Source organism: Psychromonas algicola (genome assembly GCF_004378355.1).
GTDB lineage: Bacteria > Pseudomonadota > Gammaproteobacteria > Enterobacterales > Psychromonadaceae > Psychromonas.
This window is the reverse complement of sequence record NZ_SNUB01000011.1, coordinates 1-25,556: the sequence shown is the minus strand read 5'-3', so window position 1 is coordinate 25,556 and position 25,556 is coordinate 1. Positions and strand designations below refer to the sequence as shown.

General features: G+C 37.3%; 20 protein-coding genes. 7 read left to right on the top strand and 13 right to left on the bottom strand.

Annotated elements, in window-relative coordinates; translation table 11 throughout:
• The first annotated feature begins 38 nt into the window (after positions 1–38).
• From ptsN to mgtE, 4 genes are read left to right on the top strand one after another with little or no spacing between them, the layout of a single operon-like run.
• Positions 39–482 (top strand): PTS IIA-like nitrogen regulatory protein PtsN, encoded by a 444-nt coding sequence (gene ptsN / locus E2R67_RS07430; RefSeq protein WP_134290295.1) that lies wholly within the window; start codon positions 39–41, stop codon positions 480–482.
• Between the two features lie 16 nt (positions 483–498).
• A complete protein-coding gene (gene rapZ, locus E2R67_RS07425) occupies positions 499–1,341 on the top strand; it encodes an RNase adapter RapZ (RefSeq protein ID WP_134290294.1) in 843 nt (280 codons plus the stop codon).
• Between the two features lie 5 nt (positions 1,342–1,346).
• The gene (locus E2R67_RS07420; RefSeq protein ID WP_134290293.1) at positions 1,347–1,622 is read left to right on the top strand and encodes an HPr family phosphocarrier protein; all 276 of its coding nucleotides are present in this window, start codon (positions 1,347–1,349) and stop codon (positions 1,620–1,622) included.
• Between the two features lie 8 nt (positions 1,623–1,630).
• Positions 1,631–2,989 (top strand): magnesium transporter, encoded by a 1,359-nt coding sequence (mgtE, locus tag E2R67_RS07415; protein WP_134290292.1) that lies wholly within the window; start codon positions 1,631–1,633, stop codon positions 2,987–2,989.
• A 47-nt stretch (positions 2,990–3,036) separates the two neighbouring features.
• Here mgtE and E2R67_RS07410 read toward each other — a convergent pair whose 3' ends face one another.
• Entirely contained in the window at positions 3,037–3,399 is a 363-nt protein-coding gene (locus tag E2R67_RS07410; protein WP_134290291.1) for a YacL family protein, read from the bottom strand.
• Positions 3,400–3,559: 160 nt separating this feature from the next.
• Positions 3,560–4,393 carry a winged helix-turn-helix domain-containing protein gene (locus E2R67_RS07405; protein ID WP_134290290.1) on the bottom strand — a complete coding sequence of 278 codons (834 nt, stop codon included), beginning with the start codon at positions 4,391–4,393 and terminating at the stop codon, positions 3,560–3,562.
• A 1,106-nt stretch (positions 4,394–5,499) separates the two neighbouring features.
• Between E2R67_RS07405 and E2R67_RS07400 the strand changes: the two genes are divergently transcribed.
• The gene (locus E2R67_RS07400) at positions 5,500–8,304 is read left to right on the top strand and encodes a bifunctional aconitate hydratase 2/2-methylisocitrate dehydratase (protein WP_134290289.1); all 2,805 of its coding nucleotides are present in this window, start codon (positions 5,500–5,502) and stop codon (positions 8,302–8,304) included.
• A gap of 448 nt (positions 8,305–8,752) precedes the next feature.
• Here E2R67_RS07400 and lpdA read toward each other — a convergent pair whose 3' ends face one another.
• The 4 genes from lpdA to pdhR all read right to left on the bottom strand — a co-directional run bounded on the left by lpdA (position 8,753) and on the right by pdhR (position 15,517).
• Positions 8,753–10,183 (bottom strand): dihydrolipoyl dehydrogenase, encoded by a 1,431-nt coding sequence (gene lpdA, locus E2R67_RS07395; RefSeq protein WP_134290288.1) that lies wholly within the window; start codon positions 10,181–10,183, stop codon positions 8,753–8,755.
• Between the two features lie 104 nt (positions 10,184–10,287).
• Entirely contained in the window at positions 10,288–11,853 is a 1,566-nt protein-coding gene (aceF, locus tag E2R67_RS07390) for a dihydrolipoyllysine-residue acetyltransferase (protein ID WP_134290287.1), read from the bottom strand.
• 57 nt (positions 11,854–11,910) lie between these two features.
• Complete coding sequence (gene aceE / locus E2R67_RS07385) at positions 11,911–14,571, bottom strand: pyruvate dehydrogenase (acetyl-transferring), homodimeric type (protein WP_134290286.1); 2,661 nt, start codon at positions 14,569–14,571, stop codon at positions 11,911–11,913.
• A 196-nt stretch (positions 14,572–14,767) separates the two neighbouring features.
• Positions 14,768–15,517: a pyruvate dehydrogenase complex transcriptional repressor PdhR gene (gene pdhR / locus E2R67_RS07380; RefSeq protein ID WP_134290285.1), complete on the bottom strand. Its 750-nt coding sequence runs from the start codon at positions 15,515–15,517 to the stop codon at positions 14,768–14,770.
• Positions 15,518–15,874: 357 nt separating this feature from the next.
• Here pdhR and E2R67_RS07375 point away from each other — a divergent pair, with 357 nt between their 5' ends.
• Positions 15,875–17,761, top strand: a complete 1,887-nt coding sequence (locus E2R67_RS07375; protein WP_166739338.1) for a methyl-accepting chemotaxis protein — start codon at positions 15,875–15,877, stop codon at positions 17,759–17,761.
• A 71-nt stretch (positions 17,762–17,832) separates the two neighbouring features.
• Here E2R67_RS07375 and ampD read toward each other — a convergent pair whose 3' ends face one another.
• The 3 genes from ampD to guaB all read right to left on the bottom strand — a co-directional run bounded on the left by ampD (position 17,833) and on the right by guaB (position 21,687).
• On the bottom strand, positions 17,833–18,375 hold the full coding sequence (gene ampD, locus E2R67_RS07370) for a 1,6-anhydro-N-acetylmuramyl-L-alanine amidase AmpD (RefSeq protein WP_134290283.1): 543 nt from the start codon (positions 18,373–18,375) through the stop codon (positions 17,833–17,835).
• 94 nt (positions 18,376–18,469) lie between these two features.
• A complete protein-coding gene (gene guaA, locus E2R67_RS07365) occupies positions 18,470–20,050 on the bottom strand; it encodes a glutamine-hydrolyzing GMP synthase (protein ID WP_134290282.1) in 1,581 nt (526 codons plus the stop codon).
• Positions 20,051–20,220: 170 nt separating this feature from the next.
• Positions 20,221–21,687, bottom strand: coding sequence for an IMP dehydrogenase (gene guaB, locus E2R67_RS07360; protein ID WP_134290281.1), 1,467 nt, complete (start codon positions 21,685–21,687; stop codon positions 20,221–20,223).
• A gap of 177 nt (positions 21,688–21,864) precedes the next feature.
• On the opposite strand from guaB, the gene xseA reads away from it, so the two are divergent.
• Entirely contained in the window at positions 21,865–23,193 is a 1,329-nt protein-coding gene (xseA, locus tag E2R67_RS07355; RefSeq protein ID WP_134290280.1) for an exodeoxyribonuclease VII large subunit, read from the top strand.
• A 35-nt stretch (positions 23,194–23,228) separates the two neighbouring features.
• Here xseA and E2R67_RS07350 read toward each other — a convergent pair whose 3' ends face one another.
• The 4 genes from E2R67_RS07350 to E2R67_RS07335 are packed head-to-tail and all read right to left on the bottom strand — an operon-like array spanning position 23,229 to position 25,330.
• Positions 23,229–23,693 (bottom strand): hypothetical protein, encoded by a 465-nt coding sequence (locus E2R67_RS07350; RefSeq protein ID WP_134290279.1) that lies wholly within the window; start codon positions 23,691–23,693, stop codon positions 23,229–23,231.
• A complete protein-coding gene (locus tag E2R67_RS07345; protein WP_134290278.1) occupies positions 23,659–24,372 on the bottom strand; it encodes a PulJ/GspJ family protein in 714 nt (237 codons plus the stop codon). Before E2R67_RS07345 ends, E2R67_RS07350 begins: the two co-directional genes overlap by 35 nt.
• Positions 24,373–24,819 (bottom strand): type IV pilus modification PilV family protein, encoded by a 447-nt coding sequence (locus E2R67_RS07340; protein ID WP_134290277.1) that lies wholly within the window; start codon positions 24,817–24,819, stop codon positions 24,373–24,375.
• Positions 24,800–25,330, bottom strand: a complete 531-nt coding sequence (locus tag E2R67_RS07335; protein WP_134290276.1) for a pilus assembly FimT family protein — start codon at positions 25,328–25,330, stop codon at positions 24,800–24,802. Before E2R67_RS07335 ends, E2R67_RS07340 begins: the two co-directional genes overlap by 20 nt.
• Between the last annotated feature and the right edge of the window lie 226 nt (positions 25,331–25,556).

Genomic DNA, 25,556 nt, shown 5'->3' with positions numbered 1-25,556 from the left:
CTAAACTCGCGCCTTCATTAAATACAGTAATAAATATTATGAAAATCTCAACATTATTAGACAAAGAATCAGTATTAAGCCAAGTCCCTTGTAGTAGTAAGAAAGGTGTATTGGAAAAAATCAGTCAAATTGCAGCTGAGAAATTAGGTTTAGATAATCAAGAACTATTTGAAAGCTTAATTGCACGCGAAAAAATTGGCTCTACTGGTGTCGGATCTGGCATTGCCCTTCCACATGTTAAAATATCCAGTGAGTTACCTGCTACAGCTGTATTTTTACAATGTGAATGTGGAATTGATTTCGATTCATACGATGGTAACAAAGTAGACATATTATTTGCTATTTTTGTTCCTGAAGATTTATGCGACAAATACCTGGCAGCTTTATCTGAAATAAGCCAAAAATTGTTAGATAAACAATTCCTACGTCAATTACGTAGCGCTCAAAGTAATGAACAACTATTCGAATTATTAACTATGTAAAATAATAGGAGTTAACATGAAATTAATTGTTATAAGTGGTCGCTCTGGCTCAGGAAAAACAATTGCCCTTCATGTACTCGAAGACTTAGGTTATGACTGCATCGACGGCGTACCTTACCGCTTATTAGAACAAGTAGTAGAAACACTCGATCCTGAGCATAACAAAGTCGCTATTACCTTAGATATTCGCAACATGCCTACGGCAGTTGATGAAATTAAAAACTTAGTTGACTCCCTACAAAAAAAAGTCGAACTAGAGATAATTTATATTGATGCTTTATCAAGTGAATTAATCCGACGTTATAGTGAAACACGTCGTTTACATCCCCTCTCCAAACAAAAATTATCATTATCTCAAGCATTAGAGTTAGAAAGCGAATTGCTTGCTCCATTAAAAGATCTTGCTTCCTTTTCGATTGATACAACAGCTTTATCTGTACATAACTTAAATGAGCACCTTAAAATATACTTAAAAGGTTCAAGTAAAAGTGAGCTGTTAATTATCTTCCAATCCTTTGGATTTAAATACTCACATCCAGAAGATGCTGATTATATTTTTGACGTTAGGTTTCTACCAAACCCGCACTGGGAAGAAGCTTTAAAACCTTATACAGGCCAAGATAAAGTTATTCAAGATTACCTCAATGGATTCCCGTTAGTTAAAGAAACCATTACTAATATTGAAAATTTATTTTTAACTTGGTTACCTCATTTAGAACAAAATAACCGTAATTATGTCACCATCGCCATTGGTTGTACGGGTGGAAAACATCGCTCAGTTTATGTCACAGAACAAATTGCAGCCCGCTTTAAACATAAATATAAAGTACAAATTGAACACAAATGCTTAAAAGGGTAAGACCTGTGGAAACAATTAAACAAACGATTACAATAAAAAACAAACTTGGTTTACACACTCGTGCAACCATCAAATTAGTCGAATTAGTCAATGCATTTGATGCTCAAATAACCATTACTCATAATAATAAACAAGCAGATGCTGGCAGCGTATTGGGTTTATTAGTGCTAGAAACTTGTTTTGGACAAGAGATTGAAATTGAAGCGAAAGGTGTAGAAGCTCAACAAGCCATGCTTGCCGTGACAGAGTTAATAGAAAATAAATTCCTAGAAGAAGAGTAAGGTTGAGTATGGATAATAATGAAATCGATAGTACACAACTAAGACTCAAAGAAGTTAATAAAGCCCTAGATTGCGGGATGTTTGTACTAGCTCGTAGTATTCTAGATAAAATGCCTGCCTGCGATGTCGCTTTCTTATTAGAATCCTCTCCTCCAGCAAACCGTAAAGTTCTGTGGAATTTAACAGATCATGATCAACATGGTGAAATTCTAGAAGAGCTCAACGAAGATGCAAAAGACGGCATCATTAATTTAATGGGCACTGAGAACCTTGTCGCTGCAACAGAGGGCATGGAAACAGATGGCCTTGCCTATGTATTACGAGGTATCCCAGATAACGTCTATCAAGCTGTTCTAGAGCAGATGGACGCACAAGATAGACAACGAGTTGAGCTTGCACTTGCGTTCCCTGAGGACACTGCGGGTTCGATGATGAACACCGATACCATTACACTTCGTCCCGATGTTACCATTGAAGTCGTATTGCGCTATTTACGCTTAAAAGGCTCTTTACCCGATACCACTGATACTTTATATGTCGTAGATGAAAATAATATTTTAATTGGTGATGTGCCCTTATCGACTTTATTAACCGTTGACCCCAATTCTTTGGTCAGTGAAGTAATGGATGATAAAACAGAAGCATTAAAAGTGTTAATGGAAGAATCTGAAATTGTAAAACTGTTTGAACGACACGATTGGATCTCAGCACCTGTTATCAATGATCAAAAGGAATTATTAGGTCGTATCACCATCGATGATGTTGTTGATATCATTCGAGAAAATGCGGAACACTCAATGATGGGTATGGCTGGTATGGATGATGATGAAGATACATTCGCTCCTATCTTGCCCAGTGCAAAGCGTAGAACAGTTTGGTTATCAATTAATTTAATTGCAGCATTTATTGCCGCGTCAGTTTCAAATATGTTCGAAGCCACATTAGAGCAAATGGCGACATTGGCCGTGTTAATGACAATTGTCCCAAGTATGGGTGGTATCGCAGGGAATCAAACTTTAGCACTTGTTATACGCGGGATCGCTGTCGGTCATATAAGCAGTAGTAATACTCGATGGTTGATTGGTAAAGAAGCCGCGATTGGTGTCCTTAATGGCATGATTTGGGCTATTTTAGTTGCCACCGCAGTAGTACTTTGGAAGGGAGATATTCAAGTTGGATTTATTATTGCCGGCGCTATGTTTATCAACTTATCAATAGCAGGTATTGCAGGTGTTTCAATCCCGCTCTTGATGCATAAGTATAAAATCGATCCGGCATTAGCAGGCGGAATGGCACTGACAACGGTCACCGATGTGATTGGTTTGTTCTCGTTCCTAGGAATGGCGACTTTAGTACTGCAACGCTAAAAACGTTAAGAAAAATATAAGTAATCATTATGATGCATTAATGTGGTTTAGATAAACGCTAACCAAGATTCAAGTAAGTTTAAGAAATCTTCTAATCCACATTCAGCTTGAATTTCTTGATCGTAAAAACTCAACTCATTTGCATCTTCTAAACTATCATCTGATTCATGTAAACTATGGTTACTAATTTTAGCTTCTTCAATGGTCAAATATAAATTGAATTCACTTCCAGCTAATTTGTACTCAGTTATTTTACGTTGTTGAAGTTGACCGATCACCACAAGTAGATCTTCAACCCATTTTTTACTTTGACCTTCTTGCTCTAGCCAAGTCCCAAAAGCCTCATGCCCCATTGATAATTTAACCGTTGCTTTGTCACTAAAATAATCTTTTTTAAAATCAAATTCCATTTCACACCTCCATTGAATCTGTTAGCTGAGTATAAACAGCTTTCAAGTAACCTGCTTAGATATTTGGACAAATCACTGTAAAGACTTTCTAATGATCTTAAAATTTGAGCAAAAAAAAGCCTTTGCTAAAAGCAAAGGCTTATCAAAAAACAGCGACGAATTAAGAATTAGCAGCTAATTTTTGCTCTACTGCAGCCATCACGTTAGTTGGTACTAACTCGTATGCAGCTTGTGGTTTTAATAAAACATTAGATTTACTAGCAACCATTAACATTTGTTTCAAACGGCTAGATTCAAATGGTTTTAATAATAAACCTTGAACGTCTAATAGGCTGTTTAAACCTAGTAGTTCACGTTGAACATCATGATGAGTGTTCAAAATACTAATATCTGCTGATGCAGAAGTTTGACCAGTACGAACAGATTTAATAAATTCGATACCTGAAGCATCAGGTAATAATGCATCAACAATCACTAAATCGAAATCTTGAAGTGCAACTGAACGCTCAGCTTCGATTGTTGTAGCAACACCTTCAACATATGAAACGTTTAATGCTTCTAGTTGCTCGATTAATTGAATGCGATCTTCTGAACCACTTTCAACCACTAATACTTTCATATTAGTAATTGCATTGGTTGTAGTTTCACCTTGAGATAAAGGAGACATAGTATTTTCAGAAACACCTAAACCTTCCATACGAGCGATGTAACCACGTTTAGGAATAGTAGAAATGTTCAAACCATGAATACTTAACGTACCTACGCTTTTACGTAACTGTGAGATATGCTGGTTGATAGTATGGTCTGTCACTAAACGTCCCCATACATGTTGAGCAAGATCTTCACGAGTCACTACTGTATTCACATTTTTACATAAGAAATGTAAAAGTGATGTACGAAGAGGACCTAAGTAGACTTTACGACTACCGTGAATTAAACTGTTTTGACTTGTATCTATGTGGAATTCACCCACAACTAAGCTTTTTTCTAACATAATAGCACCCATTTTATTTAATATAGATGACAACCCAAAAGTAGATTGCCAATTCTTATCATAATTTCCGGGCTGCTTCGGCAACCTCTTTTTTTTATTGAATAAAGCACTTTATCAAATTAAGATAAAAACACAAAGTAATTTCATATATGTCATTAATATGTCATATGCTTTATTAGACTAAGATTATAGTCCAAAATGAAAAACTCGCACTTAGATAACAAATTAGTTATCTGCACATGACTTTTAAGACGTAAAAAACCAATGCTTTTTCTTAAATAAAGTGATTATATTTTGTTAATTAATGTTAATTTTATTCTCTTTAACATTGAGATAATAATGTCAGTTATTAAAAATTCAATCCCATAAAAGAGAAAATTAATAATATAATTCAATAACTAACATTTTCCATTTAATAGCAAAATAATACCAAACTAAAATAGTTTCTAACACTACGACAAGCCTGAATTAAAGAAGTTTCATTTAGATATAAAAAAATCTTTATATTAACTAAAAAATGTATTCAACTTACTCGCGCAGAAACCCCCATCACAAATAGATTATAATTTTTTATTATCAAAACACTAAAAAAACAATATTCACTTTGACTTAAAAATTATTTTTACAGTGTTTTATTAATTTCACGCGCTCATATTTACGTATAACTAATTCACTAACATACGTAACACTTAATATGTAAGATCAAAAAGATTAAAAGCCATTTAGTTAATAAAACAACAAACAGTATGCTTTTTAAATAAAGCAGCCCTTACACTATCAGGTAAATTTGATAATGACTTACTACGCGTTTACAAATATATAGACCCTATGGGTCTTCAAAAAATTTCAAAAAATTCTAATAAAGTCATTAACAAGCCAAAAATTAACAATATAAACTTTAAGCAAGTATTTCTAAAGCAGCTTAAAAAATAATATATTCAATATAACGATCACTTCTATCGAACATAAATCACATGATTTGTGTTAATATAATGTTAAATTAAGCAAATCATTAGTAGAGCCTAAAAAATAAGGTAAACTAGGTTTAAATTTCCCCCTTGTTAATAACATTGTTATTAGCACATTAGAGCTAGAGAGAGTTTTAAATGAGTCTATATTTAGAGTACATCAAAGAAATTGAAAATCGTAAGAGTCAACTAGGATTGGCCCCTTTGCCAATTGATAGTGCTGAATTATTATCTGAAATTATTGCTCAAATTAAAGATGTAAAGAATGAGTATCGCGAAGATTCGCTTAATTTTTTCATTTATAACACACTACCAGGTACAACAAGCGCAGCAAGTGCAAAATCTGCATTTTTAAAAGAAATCATTTTAGGTGAATCTGTTGTTGCAGAGATCACGCCAACATTTGCTTTTGAATTGTTATCTCATATGAAAGGTGGCTCATCAATTGCTGCCCTACTTGATCTCGCATTATCTGATGATGCATCAGTTGCAGCTCCAGCAGCTAAAGTATTAAAAACACAAGTATTTTTATATGACGCAGATACAAGCCGTCTTGAAGCCGCCTACAAAGCAGGTAATGCTATCGCTAAAGAGCTTCTTGAAAGCTACGCTGAAGCAGAGTTCTTCACTAAATTACCAGACGTTCCAGCAAAAATCGAAGTAGTCACTTATATTGCTGGTGAAGGTGATATATCAACCGATTTACTTTCTCCAGGTCACCAAGCACATTCACGTGCAGACCGTGAGTTACATGGCCAATGTATGATTACGCCAGAAGCTCAAAATGAAATTAAAGCCTTACAAGCGAAACATCCTGAAGCAAAAGTAATGCTTATTGCTGAAAAAGGTACGATGGGCGTTGGTTCTTCACGTATGTCAGGAGTTAACAACGTTGCGCTTTGGGCAGGTAAACAAGCAAGTCCATATGTTCCTTTTATTAACATAGCGCCTGTTGTTGCAGGTACTAACGGTATTTCACCAATTTTCTTAACAACGGTTGATGTAACTGGCGGTATTGGTCTTGATCTTAAAAACTGGGTTAAGAAAGTAGATGCTAACGGTAACACCATTGTTGATGAAAATGGCGATGCAGTCTTAGAAGAAGCTTATTCAGTAGCAACGGGTACGGTATTAACTATCGATACAGTCGCGAAAAAATTGTTAAATGGCAATGAAGAGCTAGTTGATGTTTCTTCAGCATTTACACCACAAAAAATGGAATTCATGAAAGCCGGTGGTTCTTACGCGGTAACATTCGGTAAGAAATTACAAACATTTGCGGCAGAGACGCTAGGCGTACCAACAAAACTTGTATATGCACCTTCAAAAGAAATTTCACATGAAGGCCAAGGCCTTACTGCTGTTGAAAAAATATTTAACAATAACGCTGTTGGCGTGTTGTCAGACGCACCATTACACGCAGGTTCTGATGTTCGTGTTAAAGTAAATATTGTTGGTTCTCAAGATACAACGGGGCCTATGACGTGTCAGGAACTTGAAGCAATGGCTGCTTCAACTATCTCTCCTTTAGTTGATGGAGCTTACCAGTCAGGTTGTCATACAGCATCGGTTTGGGATAGCAAAGCGAAGGCTAACATTCCTAAACTAATGAGCTTTATGAACAAATTTGGTCTTATCACCGCTCGTGACCCTAAAGGTCAATATCCAGCGATGACAGACGTTATTCATAAAGTATTAAATGATATTACTGTTGATGACCGTGCAATTATCATTGGTGGTGACTCCCATACTCGTATGTCTAAAGGTGTCGCATTCGGTGCTGACTCAGGTACAGTAGCTGTCGCATTAGCAACAGGTGAAGCAGCAATGCCAATTCCTGACTCGGTTAAAGTTACTTTTAAAGGTAAAATGCAAGCTCACATGGATTTCCGCGATGTTGTACATGCAACTCAAGCGCAAATGCTTAAACAATTCGACGGTGAGAATGTATTCCAAGGCCGTATCATTGAAGTACACATCGGAACTTTATTAGCCGACCAAGCATTTACATTCACTGACTGGTCTGCAGAAATGAAAGCTAAAGCTTCAATCTGTATTTCTAACGATGAAACATTAATTGAATCGCTTGAGCTTGCTAAGAGCCGTATCCAAATAATGATCAACAAGGGTATGGAAAACCAAGCAAAAACACTTAACGGTTTAATCGCTCTAGCAGACAAACGCATTAACGATATTAAATCAGGTGCTAATCCAGCACTTTCTCCTGATGATAATGCTAAATATTATGCAGAAGTTGTGATTGATTTAGACGTTATCGACCAACCAATGATTGCCGATCCAGATGTAAACAATGAAGATGCTTCTAAGCGTTACACGCACGATGTGATCCGCCCTGTTTCATACTACGATGGTAAATCAGTAGACCTAGCCTTTGTTGGTTCTTGTATGGTACATAAAGGTGATATGCAAATCATCGCTCAAATGTTACGTAACATTGAAAAACAAAATGGAAAAGTAGAGTTTAAAGCGCCATTAGTCGTTGCTCCACCAACTTATAACATTGTTGATGAACTTAAAGCAGAAGGCGACTGGGACATATTACGCAAGTACTCTGGTTTCGAATTTGATGATGCAAACCCTAAAGGTGCTGCACGTACTAAATACGAAAACATCATGTACCTTGAACGCCCTGGTTGTAACTTATGTATGGGTAACCAAGAAAAAGCTGAACCAGGTGATACAGTATTAGCAACATCAACACGCTTATTCCAAGGCCGTGTTGTAGCAGATACTGCAGAGAAGAAAGGTGAATCACTACTAGGTTCAACACCTCTAGTTGTTCTTTCATCTGTACTTGGTCGCTTCCCTACTATCGCTGAATATAAAGCAGCCGTAGAAGGTATCGACTTAACGCGATTTACTCCACCTACAGAAGAAATGAGCACTAAGTTTGTAGCCTCTGTACCCGTTAAAATGGTATAGACATTTATAGGCTAATACGGTTTATTAGTCTATAAACATAGCTTCTCAAATATGAGGTTATCATTTTCAGCATAGTAAGCACTTTTACTAATACCTGAAACTGATAACCTTTTTTTCGTTTAAAATTAAGTGATTAAAAATCGTCAACCCCCCTTCTGTTTTAAACTCTTACCTGACACCAAACTATCTACAAATAAACCAATTTAAAACCATTCAGCTTAATAACTTGAACATTCTTACTCGTTAAAAACGTGTTTTTCTACGCTGCACTCAATCGCAATAGCTAAGGAATGGTATTACACCTAAAAGTTTTAAAACATTCATAGAATGAAGAAAATGGCGGTCTTAGCGGCAGGTAAATAACAGTCTTTACTAAATTTCAGGTATAAAAAAAGCTTGTTACCTTAACAGTAACAAGCTTTTTTATATGCAGTGTGAAAAACGTTTATTATTTACGTTTAACAGCTTTTGCATTTGGAAGGTCAGTAATAGAACCTTCGTAAACTTCAGCAGCTAAACCAACAGATTCATGCAATGTTGGGTGAGCATGGATAGTTAATGCGATATCTTCTGCATCACAACCCATTTCAATTGCTAGGCCGATTTCGCCCAGTAATTCACCAGCGTTAGTACCCACAACAGAGCCACCAATAATACGGTGAGTATCTTTATCAAAGATAAGCTTAGTCATACCATCTGAACAATCAGATGCGATTGCACGACCAGAAGCTGCCCAAGGGAATACTGATTTTTCGTAGTTTAGGCCTTTTTCTTTTGCTTCTTTCTCAGTTACACCAACCCATGCCATCTCTGGCTCTGTGTAAGCAATTGATGGGATAGTTTTAGGGTCAAAGAAGTGTTTCTTACCAGCAATAACTTCAGCTGCAACATGCGCTTCATGCACACCTTTATGAGCAAGCATAGGTTGACCAACAATATCACCAACAGCGTGAATATGCGGTACGTTAGTATGCATTTGCTTATCAACTTCAATGAAACCACGTTCAGTAACAGAGATGCCTGCTTTTTCTGCATCAACAGAAAAACCATTTGGTACACGACCAACAGCCACTAAAACTGCATCGTAAGGTTTAGTACCTTCAGGTGCGTTTTTACCTTCAAAAGCAACGTATAATGCGTCGTCTTTTGCTTCAACAGCAGTTACTTTAGTCTCAAGCATAATGTTGAATTTGTCTTTTACTTTCTTAGTGTAAACTTGCACGATATCTTTATCGGCAGCAGGCACTAATTGATCAGCAAATTCAACAACATCTACATCTGAACCTAGTGATTTGTATACTGTACCCATTTCTAGACCGATGATACCACCGCCTAAAATAAGTAAACGCTTAGGTACTGATTTAAGTTCTAATGCATCCGTTGAATCCCAAACACGTGGGTCATCATGTGGAATAAATGGAAGTTTAACTGGGCGAGAGCCTGCAGCGATAATCGCATTATCAAAAGTAACCGTTGTAATTTCACCGTCACGATCTGTTGCTTCGATTGTATTTGGACCAGTAAAACGTCCCCAACCTGTTACCGTTTTCACTTTACGCATTTTAGCCATGCCTTGAAGGCCGCCAGTTAGCTGTGATACAACTTTTTCTTTCCAGATACGAATTTTATCAATATCAGTAGACGGTTCACCAAATAATACACCGTGCTCTGATAATGCTTTTGCTTCTTCAATTACTTTAGATACATGTAGTAGTGCTTTAGAAGGGATACAACCTACATTTAAACATACACCACCAAGCGTTTCATATTTTTCAATTAATACTGTTTCTAGACCTAAATCTGCTGCGCGGAATGCTGCTGAATATCCAGCAGGACCAGAGCCTAATACAACAACCTGTGCTTTAATTTCTTTACTCATGTTGACCTCAATAAAAATGAACGCTTATATAGAAGGTTCATTTTAAGCAAATGTTAAATAAATGCAAAATAAATGGTCGGCAAATGCCGACCTGTTAACAAAAATTATAAGATCAACGTACGTAAATCAGATAAGTAGTTGTTGATTGCAGTGATAAAGCGTGCACCGTCAGCACCATCAATTACACGATGGTCGTAAGAAAGAGCAAGAGGAACCATTAAGCGTGGCTCAAACTCTTTACCATTCCATTGTGGTTTCATTGCTGATTTAGACACACCTAAGATAGCAACTTCAGGAGCATTAACGATTGGTGTAAATTGTGTACCACCGATACCGCCAAGACTAGAAATTGTCATACTTCCGCCTTGCATATCTTTCGCTGTTAATTTACCTGCACGTGCTTTCTTAGAAATCTCAGCAATTTCACGACAAATATCAAAAATACCTTTGTTTAATACGTCTTTAACAACCGGTACAACTAGGCCGTTTGGCGTATCAACAGCGATACCAACATTGAAGTATTTCTTAAGGATCAAGCTTTGGCCATCTTCAGAAAGTGAAGAGTTAAAGTTAGGGTATTGCTCTAATGCTTTAGCAACCGCTTTGATCATAAATACTAATGGGCTAATTTTAACACCAAGGTCTTGTTTAGCAGCAATTGCATTTTGCTCTTTACGGAACGCTTCTAGCTCAGTGATATCTGCTTCGTCAAATTGTGTAACGTGTGGGATAGTTACCCAGTTACGGTGAAGAGCAGGACCAGAGATTTTTTGGATACGAGAAAGTTCTTTAACTTCTACTTCACCAAATTTAGCAAAATCAACTTTAGGCGAAGCTGCAACAGCTAAGCCGCCAGCACCACCAGATTTAGCCATTTGTAGTTGTGCTTTAACAAATTTCTGTACGTCTTCTTTTGTTGTACGGCCTTTAGGACCAGTAGCAGCAATCACGTTTAAATCTAAATCGAATTCACGAGCGATACGACGAACAGAAGGCGATGCTTTAATTGAACCATTTACAACAACTTCAGCTTTTGCTGGAGCAGCAACTGGCGCTGGAGCAGGTGCAGCGGCTTTAGGAGCTTCTATTGCAGGAGCAGCTGGTGCAGCAGGAGCAGCGCCTTCAGCTTCAACGATTAGAATTAAAGTACCTTCAGATACTTTATCTCCCGTTGCAATTTTAATCTCTTTTACTACGCCAGCAAATGGAGCTGGTACGTCCATTGACGCTTTATCACCTTCAACTGTAATAATATCTTGGTCTTCAGCAATCGTATCGCCAACAGCAACTAAGATGTCAGTCACTTCAACTTCATCACCACCGATATCAGGAACACAAACTTCTTTAACTGCAGTCGCTGTAGCAGGTGCTGCTTCTACTGCAGGAGCAGCTTCTGCAACTGGTGCCGCTGGTGCTTCTGCAGCTGCTGAGCCGGCAGCTTCGATGATAAAGATAAGTTGGCCTTCAGCTACGCTATCACCAACATTTACTTTAATTTCTTTAACCACACCAGCAACTGATGAAGGTACGTCCATCGCAGCTTTATCGCCTTCGATAGTTAATACATCTTGGTCTTCTGCAATCGTATCGCCAACAGACACTAAGATCTCAGTAATATCAGCCGCATCAGCACCAATATCAGGTAGTAAAAATTCTTTTAATTCAGACATAATAATTTTCCTAATCAATAAAAGTCGGCATTAGTTCTTACTAATGCCGAGACTGATTTACGCAAATAAAGGGTTAGTTTTGTTAACGTCAATATTAAACTTAGCAATCGCTTCAGTTACAACAGACGTTTTAATATCACCGCGTTTAGCAAGTTCGCTTAGTGCAGCAACAACAACATAACTAGCATCTACTTCAAAATGATGACGTAGATTTGCGCGACTATCTGAACGACCAAAGCCGTCTGTACCTAATACTTTGTAAGTATCAGATGGGATAAATGCACGTACTTGCTCTGCATAGTTTTTCATGTAATCCGTCGCAGCAATTGTTGGTTCATTACCTAAAACATCAGTAATGTACGCAGTTTTTTGCTCTGCTTCAGGGTTAAGCATGTTGTAACGTTCAACATCTTGACCGTCACGAGTTAATTCATTGAATGAAGTAACAGAGAACACATCAGATGCTACACCGTATTCTTCACTTAGAATCTCAGCAGCTTTACGTACTTCATTCATGATAGTACCAGAGCTCAATAGTTGAACTTTGTTTTTACCTTTATGAGATTGAAGTTTGTAAATACCTTTACGAATGCCTTCTTCAGCGCCTTCTGGCATTGCAGGCATTGCATAGTTTTCATTCATTACAGTTAAGTAATAGAAAACGCTTTCTGGATTGTCGCCATACATGCGCTCAATACCATCTTGTACAATAACCGCTAGCTCGTAAGCAAATGTAGGGTCATAAGAAATACAGTTTGGAATTGTATTTGCTTGAATATGGCTGTGACCATCTTCGTGCTGTAGACCTTCACCATTTAGTGTAGTACGACCAGCAGTTGCACCTAATAAGAAACCACGTGCTTGTTGGTCACCTGCTAACCATGCCATGTCACCGATACGTTGGAAACCAAACATAGAGTAGTAGATGTAGAATGGAATCATTGGTAAATCATTGGTGCTATAAGATGTTGCTGCAGCTACCCATGACGCCATAGAGCCTAGCTCATTGATACCTTCTTGTAATACTTGACCTGATGATGCTTCTTTGTAGTAAGAAACAACGCCGCGATCTTCTGGTGTGTATTCTTGACCATCTGGGTTGTAAATACCCACTTGACGGAACAGACCTTCCATACCAAATGTACGTGCTTCATCACAGATAATTGGAACGATATTTTTACCGATACCTTTATCTTTTAATAATACGTTTAAGATACGAACGTAAGCCATCGTTGTAGAGATTTCACGTTTTTGCTCTTGTAAAAGAGGCGCAAACTTATCCAATGCAGGAACAGGTAGTTTCTCAGTGAAATTTGGTAAACGTTTTGGCGTGTAACCGTGTAATTCTTTACGACGAGCATGTAGGTAATCGTATTCTGGAGTACCCGCATCAATCGTTAAGTAAGGTAATTCAGCTGCTTTATCATTACTGATTAGATCTTGTAAACCTAAACGATCACGTAAACTTTGAATGTGTTCTTCATTCATTTTCTTCACGCCGTGAGCAATATTTTTACCCTCAGCGGCAGCACCCATGCCGTAACCTTTAACTGTTTTAGCAAGGATTACTGTTGGTTTACCCATTGTATCTTCAGCATTTTTAAATGCAGCATACAATTTAGATGAATCATGACCACCACGTTTCAGTGCGAAGATTTCTTCGTCAGTCATATCAGCTACTAATGCAGCTGTTTCCGGGTATTTACCAAAGAAATGTTCACGTACGTAAGCACCATCTTTTGATTTAAATGCTTGGTAATCACCATCAACAGTTTCTTCCATTAATTGCAATAATTTACCTGAAGTATCTTTTGCAATTAATGCATCCCAGTTACCACCCCAGATAACTTTAACAACATTCCAACCAGCACCTGTAAATAGGCCTTCTAGTTCTTGAATGATGCTACCGTTACCAACAACAGGACCATCTAGACGTTGTAAGTTACAGTTAACTAGGAAACATAAGTTATCTAGTTTTTCACGTGCTGCAAATGATAAAGAACCACGAGATTCTGGCTCATCCATTTCGCCATCACCTAAGAAAGCGTAAACACGTTGTGCTGTTGTATCTTTTAATCCACGGCCCGCTAAGTATTTTAAGAAACGTGCTTGGTAAATAGAAGTAATTGGACCAAGACCCATTGATACTGTTGGGAACTGCCAGAATTCAGGCAATAATTTTGGATGTGGGTATGAAGGTAAACCTTTACCAGCAACTTCTTGACGGAAGTTATCTAGTTGTTCAGCCGTTAAACGACCTTCAACAAATGCACGAGCATAAATACCAGGAGAGATATGACCTTGGTAATAAACTAAATCACCACCATCAGTCTCATTTGAAGCACGGAAGAAGTGGTTAAAACAAACTTCGTAGAATGCAGCAGCAGATTGGTATGAAGCCATATGGCCACCAAGATCTAAATCTTTCTTAGAAGCACGCATAACAATCATGATCGCATTCCAGCGAATGATTGAACGGATACGTTGCTCAAGCTTTAAATCACCTGGGTAAGCAGGTTGCTGGCTTGTTGGGATAGTATTTACATAGTTAGTGTTAATGCCTGTAGGCATGTTAACACCTTCTACACGTGCTTTCTCCATCACTTTTTCAAGGATAAATTGAGCGCGTTCAGAGCCCTCATCTTCAAGAATGGTTGTTAATGCATCAATCCATTCCGAAGTTTCTTGTGCATCAATATCATTTAGGATGTCAGTCATGACACTTTCCTTCTATATCACTAGATAATCTTAACCCGAAGGTTAAGCATGGTTGTTATAACTATTTAAATTAACCACTACCTGCTTCGCAGCACGTTTGTTATGCCATTGCGGCAATAAGTAATCTAAATAGTTATTTATTTAAGTATGTTCGACAGTAAATTCACTGCACCCGCCATACTATAAAACGGTTTTTTTAAAAGCGCCCTAAATCGCGCGTAAAGGCACTTTCTTCACGTAACATTACCAAACGAGTTTCTTCAATATAATTAAGATGTTGATCTGAAGCTTCTTTGGCCTTCATTGGCTGTTTTGACAAAATAGCATCGATCAATTGTAAACGATGTAGATGTATTTTTTTAGCCACTTCAGGATACAAGTATAATTGCTTAACGTTATCCGAAATATTCTTCTGTAGTAGCGGTTTAATACCACGAGCAAGGTGTAAAAACACCACATTGTGGGATGCTTCAATCACTGCTAAATAAAATTCTACGACAGATTCAATTTCGAGTTCAATGTTACCAGTTTTATTCGCGGCATCAATAGCTTCGCAACTTGTTTTAATTTTTTTAAAATCTTCAGATGTACCACGTAATGCAGCATAATAAGCAGAGAATCCTTCGATAGCATGACGAAACTCTAATAAGTCATATTTAGATTCAGGATGAGAGTTTAATAATTCGAATAAAGGGTCAGTTAATTGTTCACGTAATTCTTCTTTTACGTAAGTTCCCCCACCTTGACGGCGAGTTAGTAAACCTTTTGATTCCAAGCGTTGAATCGCTTCTCGTAAAGAAGGACGTGACACATCAAACTGTTTTGCCAACTCACGCTCTGGTAATAGCTTTTCACCCAGCTCTAAACTCCCCTCTAAAATCATGCTTTCAATCTGTGATTCAATCACATCAGCAAGCTTAGGTTGTTTGATTTTTGCGTAAGTCATGACAGTCTTTAATCCGTTAAACGTTCTGCTCTATCCATACATTTTAAATGAAACAAATGTAAAGTGGTATTACCAATTAATAATTGCGCATAGAAATTAACAAAATTAACAATTCATGTCTAGAATTTTATGATCTAAATCAACCTAAAATAGGCGAATAAAGTATTTATTGTAAAATCTAACAAAACCTAAATAATTGGTATTACCATTTATTTAGGTTTTGTTAATAAGAGGTAAAAAGAAAAGTTCACAAATATGTAAGATGAAATAAAAAAATATCGATATAATATGGACAAGCATTATGCTTTCACTAGTTTACTAAATTCAAAGAATAAAAATAATAATCAAGGAATTTATATGTCTAAATTAGGTTTTTCACAAAAAATTATACTTTCATCTAGTTCCATTATCGCTCTCTCATTAATTGTTCTTTCGTTTATCAATTACCAATCAATGAAAACGACCCTTAACCAACAAGTACGTCAAAATTTACAGGAAACATCAGAAGCAGCTTCCCACAACATGACAGAGTGGCTTAATGCACAATTAAACATTATTAAAATTGCAGCTAAATCTGCTGATGTCATTTCCCCTAACATGGACCGCTCGACATTAGCTCTACTAAGCTCAGCAAGTGAATTTAGTACCGTTTATGTAGCAAACGAGCAAGGGGTTATGGTAATGGATGATCCAAGTATTCAATTACCTTCAGACTATGATCCTCGAAAACGTCCTTGGTATCAAAAAACAAAATCTACAAATTCAGTCTCTTTTACCTCTCCTTATATCGATGCAACAAGTGGAGCCCTACTTATTTCAACAACAGCTCCCATTACTAAATCCAATAAATTTATTGGCGTTGCTGCTGGAGACTTAACACTGACTTATATCGCGAATATATTAAAAAGTATCGACTTTTCAGGCATAGGTAATGCTTATTTAGTTGATAGTGCAGGCAATATACTTGCCCATACAAATCCAGAGCTTAATGAAAAAAATATTAGTGACATCTACAATAACAATGATATCCAACTTAAAAAGGAGCTAAGCAAAGTTAAAGTGGGCGAGCAGACTAAACTATTAGGTTTTTACCCAATAGAAGGTGTGCAATCTATTAACTGGAGTTTGGCTGTTGAGATAGATGAAGGACTTGCTTTTGCCGCTCTTAACAAAATGAAAAGAGATTCTATATTATGTACATTAGTAGGACTCATCGCCTCTATAATATTAATAATGATACAGTTAAAAATATTGATGCGCCCTCTTCATTTATTACGTATCGCTTTATCTGACCTGTCTCAAGGAAATGGTGACTTAACACATCGTTTAACTGTTAATGGTAATGATGAGATTAATCAACCAGCTAAACATGTTAATACTTTCATACAACATATCCATGAAATGATGACAAAGTTTAAACAACAATCCACTGAAATGAACGATATTGCTGAGCAAATTAATGACAGCTCTCATGAAAGCAGTCAACAAATGGAGAAACAGCGAAATGAAACAGATCAGGTCGCAACAGCCGTTGCTGAAATGTCTTCAGCAGCAAATGAAATAGCAAGTAATGCGCAAAATGCATCCAATGCAGCACAAGAAGCAGATAGTGAAGGCGCCGTCGTCACAGAAGTTGTAAATGTTGCGATTAAATCAATTCAAGGACTGGCAAGCAAACTTCAAGATGCAGAAGAAGTCATTGTCGAGCTCGAAACTGAAGTTGATGGTATTAGTTCAGTGCTAGCAGAAATTATAAGCATTGCAGACCAAACAAATCTACTGGCCTTAAATGCCGCCATTGAAGCAGCAAGAGCAGGAGAGCAAGGCCGTGGATTTGCCGTTGTTGCAGATGAAGTACGTAATTTAGCAGGCAAAACTCAAGAAAGCACAGAAGTTATTAATGCTAAAATAGCGAGTCTTCAATCTGGTGCTAAACGTGCTGTGAATGCAATGATTGAAAGTAAAAACACCAGTGAAGATAGTGTTGAAAAAGCAGCTGAAGCCGGTCAATCCTTAACGCGTATATCACAAGCTATAACACGTATATCGGATATGAATCTACAAATAGCCACAGCTTCAGAGGAGCAGACAAATGTAACAGAAGAAATTACTCGCAATATAATAAATATTTCAGATGCTACCGATGAAACCTCTAATACAGCTAGCCAAACCGCTATTAATAGTGAAAAGCTAACGACAATAGGACGAGCGATAGACAAACAAGTTAAACAATTTGTTATTTAATTTGAAGCCATAAAGCGCTATAAACTTATCCCTCTGCAACAAGGAGGGATAAGTAAAATGATTCACTTCCATTAAGCTAATTTCGAAAAATACCTTTCCCAATCAAATCCACTACCAGGGTCAGTTTTTCTTCCCGGAGCAATATCACTATGCCCAACAATGCGAGGCAAAGTAATAGAGGGGTAGTTAACTTGTATTTGTTGTGTTGTATTAACTAATGCTTGATATTGAAGGTCCGTATATTCACTGCAATCAGTACCTTCCAATTCAATACCAATAGAAAAGTCATTACACCCTTCACGACCTTCAAAAGAAGACACGCCAGCATGCCATGCACGTTCGTGAAAGGGAACATATTGTTCGACAATACCATCTCTTCGAATCACACAATGAGCAGAAACTTCCAATCCTTGTAAACAAGCGAAACTAGGGTCAGCACAACAATCTAACTTTCCTGTAAACAGGTTTTGAATATGCTCAGTCCCAAACTGCCCTTCAGGCAAACTAATGCAATGAATAACTAATAGGTTAATCTCAGTACCTTGGGGTCTTTGATTATAGAAAGGACTTTCGATATAAATAGCGCTATCTAATATTCCATCGGAGTTGATCACAAGACTTCCTTAATAGTGTTATTTGTATTTATAAAGCCTATAAAAAAGGTGGCTAAAAAGCCACCTTAGATGTTTAACAATTAAATGTTAATGTTTATTCCCATTCGATAGTAGCAGGTGGTTTACCTGATACATCGTAAACAACACGAGAAATTCCATCAATTTCATTAATGATTCGATTTGAAACATGTCCAATTAAATCATATGGAAGATGCGACCAACGTGCTGTCATAAAGTCGATTGTTTCAACGCAACGCAGTGACACAACCCAGTCATATTTACGGCAGTCACCCATTACGCCTACAGAGCGAACCGGTAAGAACACAACAAATGCTTGGCTTACTTTATGGTATAGATCCGCTTTATGTAATTCTTCAATAAAGATCGCATCAGCACGGCGCAATAAATCACAGTATTCTTTTTTCACTTCACCTAAAACACGTACGCCTAAACCTGGACCAGGGAAAGGATGACGATAAAGCATATCGTAAGGAAGACCTAATTCTAAACCAATTTTACGTACTTCATCTTTAAATAACTCACGTAAAGGCTCAACTAATCCCATTGCCATATCATCAGGTAAACCACCTACGTTATGGTGAGATTTAATCACATGCGCTTTACCGTTTTTAGAAGCGGCAGATTCAATAACATCAGGATAAATAGTTCCCTGTGCTAACCATTTTGCATTTGCTAATTTCTTAGATTCCTCATCAAAAATCTCAACAAATACACGGCCAATGATTTTACGTTTAGTTTCTGGATCACTTTCTCCAGCCATTTGCTCAAGGAAACGATGCTCAGCATTCACATGGATAATGTTTAACCCAAATTTCTCACCAAACATTTCCATCACTTGTGCACCTTCGTTTAAACGTAACAAACCGTTATCAACAAATACACAAGTTAATTTATTACCAATCGCGCGTTGTAATAGCATCGCAACAACAGAAGAGTCAACACCACCAGAAAGCCCTAAGATAACTTCATCATCACCGACTTGTTCTTTCATACGAGCAACAGCATCATCGATAATTGATGCAGGAGTCCATAATGTTTCACAGCCACAAATATCAACAACGAAGTTACGTAACATAGCTTCACCTTGGTGAGTATGTGTTACTTCAGGATGGAACTGCACACCATAAAAACGCTTTTCTTCATTAGCAATAGCAGCAAACTGACAAGTCGCAGTATTAGCAACAGTCACAAAATCAGCAGGAATAGCAGACACTTTATCACCGTGACTCATCCAAACATCTAACAGTGGCTTGCCTTGATCTGATACAGCATCTTGAATAGATTTGAAAAAAGCAGATTCAGCTTGCACTTCAACTTGTGCATAACCAAATTCACCTTCACCTTCACCTTTAATAACCGCGCCACCTAATTGGTGAGACATAGTTTGCATTCCGTAACAAATACCTAAAACAGGAATACCTGCAGTAAACACATATTCAGGAGCGCGCGGAGAGCCTTCAGCAATAACACTTTCAGGTCCACCAGCTAAAATGATACCGTTAGGATTAAATTCTTTAATGTCTTCTTCATTAACATCCCAGCTCCATAGCTCACAATAAACACCTATTTCACGAATTCGACGTGCAATTAACTGAGTGTATTGAGAGCCAAAATCCAATATTAGAATACGCTGTTCATGAATGTTCTTACTCATTATTCTATCCTTTAACTTTCTTTTATTATTTTGTCTAAAAAAGAATAAAAGACGATCTAAATCGTCTTTTATTTTATATTTTATAAAGCTTAATTTAAGTGTTATTTATTAGGGAGTTACGGTATTAAATAAAATAATAAAGTAAATCACTTTTAAAATAACCTAATTAATTAACCGCCACTACGGTAATTTGGCGCTTCTTTAGTGATAGCAACATCATGTACATGACTCTCACCCATACCCGCACTAGTAATTTTGACGAACATGGCTTTTGTATTCATTTCTTTAATCGTTGCACAACCTGTTAAACCCATAGAAGAACGAACACCACCCATTTGTTGATGGATAATTTCTTTCACTTTACCTTTATAAGCAACACGACCTTCAATACCTTCAGGTACTAATTTGTCTGCCGCGTTATCTGATTGGAAATAACGATCAGATGAGCCTTGAGACATAGCACCTAGAGAGCCCATACCACGGTATGATTTATAAGAACGCCCTTGGAATAAAATAATTTCACCCGGAGATTCTTCAGTTCCAGCAAACATACTCCCCATCATGACACATGATGCGCCAGCTGCTAACGCTTTAGCAATATCGCCAGAGAAACGAATACCGCCGTCAGCGATAACCGGAATGCCAGTCCCTTCTAATGCATCAACAGCATCAGAAATTGCGGTAATTTGTGGAACACCTACGCCCGTAACAATACGCGTAGTACAAATTGAACCAGGGCCAATACCCACTTTAACCGCGCTACAACCTGCAGCAACTAATGCCTTAGCACCGTCGCCAGTAGCAACGTTTCCGCCAATAATATCTAGATTAGGGTAAGCTGCACGTGTCGCTTTAATACGATCTAAAACACCTTGAGAGTGGCCATGTGATGAGTCAATTAATAATACATCAAGTCCAGCTTCAACTAAGGCATCGATACGTTCTTCATTTCCTGCACTTGCACCAACAGCGGCACCAACACGTAAGCGACCTAGTTCATCTTTACATGCGTTAGGTTTACGCTCTGCTTTACGGAAATCTTTAACAGTGATCATCCCTTTAAGCTTAAAGTTATCATCAGTTAACAATACTTTTTCAATGCGGTGTTTATGCATTAATGCTTCAATTTCATCACGAGGCGTATTTGATTTTGCAGTCACAAGATCTGCTTTGCCAGTCATTACAGTAGATACAGGTTTAGTCATATCCGTTTCGAATAACACATCACGACCAGTAATAATACCAACTAACTCACCTGAAGCTTCAACAACAGGATAACCAGCAAAACCATGCTTGATAGTCAATTCTTTGATTTGACCTAAGGTCGTTGTAGGAGAAACAGTTACTGGCGTTGCAACTACACCACTTTCATGAATTTTTACTAAACGAACTTGTTCAGCTTGCACTTCAATAGACATGTTTTTATGGATAAAACCGATGCCGCCTTCTTGAGCCAAAGCAATAGCAAAACGCGCTTCTGTTACTGTATCCATCGCAGCAGATACCACAGGGATATTCAACGAAATATTTTTTGTTAATTGGGTTTTTAGATCAGCAGTATTAGGTAGTACAGTCGAATGAGCTGGTACTAATAAAACGTCGTCAAATGTTAACGCATCTTTTGCGATTCTTAGCATTGCAATATCTCACTTATAGTTGGGAGTATTTTGAATATACCCAAAATAGCTTGGGTATGATATTGCGGTGGGATTTTAATCGTTCTGGAGGATAAGTACAATACAATTTATGTTTTTATACTGAGTTTTTACTGTGTTAATATTTAGTTCCTCATTTAATTGGTAAAAACTGCAGCTATGGCGAGTCAAAATAAAAATATATACAGTGTAAGTTCACTTAATCGAGCTGCAAAATCCTTATTAGAAACGAGTTTAGGTGTGATTTGGTTATCCGGTGAAATATCCAACTTAACCATCGCGGTTTCTGGCCATTGGTACTTCACTTTAAAAGACCATAGTGCACAAATAAAATGTGCCATGTTTCGTGGCAATAACAGCCGAGCAGGTTTCACACCGAAACATGGCCAACAAGTATTAGTGCGCGGAAAATTAAGTTTATATGAAGCGCGTGGCGATTATCAGTTGATTGTTGAAACCATGGCACCAGAAGGTGATGGTTTATTAAAGCAACAATTTGAAGCGTTAAAGTGCCAACTTGCAGCTGAAGGATTATTTTCTGAAGCGCTTAAAAAACCACTTCCTGAAATTATTAAACGTGTTGGTGTGATCACCTCTTCAACAGGTGCCGCATTACATGACATGCTCAGTGTGCTACAACGGCGTGATCCTCGTTTACAAGTCATTATTTACCCAAGCCAAGTACAAGGCAAGGGCAGCGCACTTTCAGTGGCATCACAAATAGCGTTAGCCAATGCGAGAAATGAATGTGACGTATTGATTGTAGGTCGTGGTGGCGGCTCGTTAGAAGATCTATGGTGCTTTAATGAAGTTGAAGTGGCTTACGCTATTTATCACAGCCAATTGCCCGTGATCAGTGCTGTCGGTCATGAGATAGATGTCACCATCAGTGATTTTGTTGCAGACTTAAGAGCTGCAACACCTTCTGCCGCTGCAGAATTAGTTAGCCAACACAAAACCTTTGTATCGACGCAATTAACTACTTTAGTGACACGTTTAAAACAAGCAATGTTGAGCACATTGCAGCATAAGGCTCATCGTCAAAGTGTATTGAAACAAACACTCTTGCAACACGATCCAAAGCATAAATTGCAGCAACAAACCCAGCACCTTGATGAAATAAGTTTGCGCTTACAACATGCAATGCATCAAAAACTTCAACAGCAACAAAGCTTAACTAATCAATTAAGTAATAGATTGGCGCAAGCCAGCCCTGCTCATAAAATTGACATTGAAAGGCAAAAGCAACAACAATTAAAATATCGTTTAACGCAAGCAATGTTAGCAAGTCTGAATCACTCAGAACAAAGCCTGCAACATCAAATACAACAACTCAATGCTTTTAGCCCATTAGCGACGTTAGCCCGTGGTTACGCCATTGTGAAAGATGAAAAAGGAAAAGTAAGCACTAACGCAGCAGAATTAACAGTAGGAGAAACCGTTGAAGTGACCTTAGAAAAAGGCCAATTTAATGCAACAGTTATCTAATAGAGAAAGTTACCCAACAATAAATGGTGATGTTTTTAGCGCATCACCTTAGTTGTCACCTCTCGATAAATCTTCATTTCTTTATCCGCACAAAACGCAGCACTAACAAGCGTGTAAACATGACCTACTTTTGAATCCGTCAGTTGGCAAGTGTAGTAAGCCTGACAGTTTGCAAAGCCAGATATTTTTTGTGGTAAGACAACGGGTACCTTTTCCATTTCGCCTAAACAAATAGACGCCTCTTCGGTATTTTTTTTATTCTTAAATACAGTAAGCATTGCAACTTCATTTGCAGAATAAGCCGCAAAAGAAGCACGTGTTGCGTAAACATCATAAATCCCCTGCTTGGCAGAAGTCTGTTGAAGGTTAAGCATGCTAGCGGCCAATAAAGAGAGCACAACAATAATAAAAATAGCAATGATTAACACGCCGCCAGTTTGTTTATTAGGTGATAACAACCTTTGCTTATGGTTTATTGTTGATACGTAATACTTGCTCAACAAACACCTCCTGTTCATCAATTTCCATATTGAAAGTCACTTGCAACACATTTGAAGTTGTTTCTTTATTAACAAATTTTCCAGTTATATTTTCAGCCATTAAAATATTTTCATTATTGTTAGTGCGTTTATATAGTTTTGAATCATTGAAACAATAGCTGATGTTATCTTTAATAAAATAAATGCGCTTAATCATTGATGGCGCTGGAAAGCTTACGCTGTTGTTAAAAGTAAGCTCCCCAGAATTTAAATCATAATGGCTTACTGTTTGAATTTTATTGCTCTCAGTTAATAACTCTTCTAGCGTTAATAAATTGATAACGGCTTTGGTGCCTTTAAGTTCTTGGTTAATAGGAGCAATAAAACCATGGTCAGCAACTTGAGGGTAAATTGGAAAATGATCATCATAGAATGAAGAGTTAATAACAGGTGTGAAAGTTAAGCAGTTATTTTTAAGGACTAAGCTATTGGGCAATGCATTGCTGACTTCTCTGCGTAGTCGTTCCATTACAAAGCGAACGCTACTTATCGACTTATCAAGATTAACCTTATGAGTATAGAGTTCGACACCAGTTTTAATATAACTGCTTGTCATGATACCAAGTACAGATAAAATCATGATCACGATAACTAATTCAATTAGGCTAAAACCTTTATTCAAAGTATCCCTCAACTTCATTTAATAACGGCCTTTCAATGCTGAGAATACAATTTTGTCATCACCAGGTGTTTTTATAGTGACATCGATACGTTTCATTTTTTGTTGAATATCTGTATTTAAGAATTCAAGTACAGCAATATTTACTTGATAGTTGTCATATTGTTTAGGTAAGCCCTCTCCTAAAATATTTTCATAATTAAAAATAGGTTCAAAATCATTTGTTATAAAATCTTCAATATCATTAAAGGTTTGTTGATCATTATTTATTTTATCGTAAGAGGAAGAAAGGGCTTGTTGTAAAATAGCCTCTGCAAATTGAGCGGCGCGTAATTGATGTAAAGGAGTTAAGCTCTGTTTACTTTGTGAAACAAACATAACGCTCATTAGCATCATCGCAATGGCTAACACAGCCATTCCAACAACTAATTCAATTAAAGTAAATCCTTTATTGCTCAACGCTGCCATGGATATACCCCTCCGACTCAATGTTGATACTTAGCTTATTCTGCCCATTGATATTAATAGATGTAGACCCATAAATGTTATGAATTAAACCATCATTATCGAAACGATACTCAGCAGTATCCAAAAGTCCTTCTGTAAAAGAAACTTGATTGTATTGGTTGTATTCATTATTAACACAAACATTGGTTGCTTGAGGGAGGTTACACTTTCCGTTTATTTGTGCTGTGCTTTCATTATAAAAACAATCCGGTTTTACCACTAACCAATGACACATATTATTGCTTTCTGCTGCATTGTCAAAAGGGGGAGTATTCATGGCTTGTAATTGCACCAATTTTAACCGCGAAATTAATTGGTCTTGGATAGTGAAATCTTCGAAACTGGATTGGTCAGTGAGTTTAGGTATCGCAATCACCATCAATACACCAAGAATAACGAGAATCGCCACTAATTCAATTAATGTGAAGCCATTCTTTTGAATTATTAACTGCTTTTCGAAAAATTGTCCCATCACTATTCCAATGTAATAAGTATTTATTTATAGAAAGCATCATATCACTTTACTCGACAAGCAAAGTGAGCTTATTTTTTAATTAAAAAAAATCCCACTGAAAGCGTAATGCCGTTCACTTAAGGTGAACGGCATATTTACTTTTCGCCACTGGATATCGATTTTTAGACGCTTTTAAACACCTCGGATAACTTCGCTCACGTTTTCCCTCCAACTTAAATTGTGC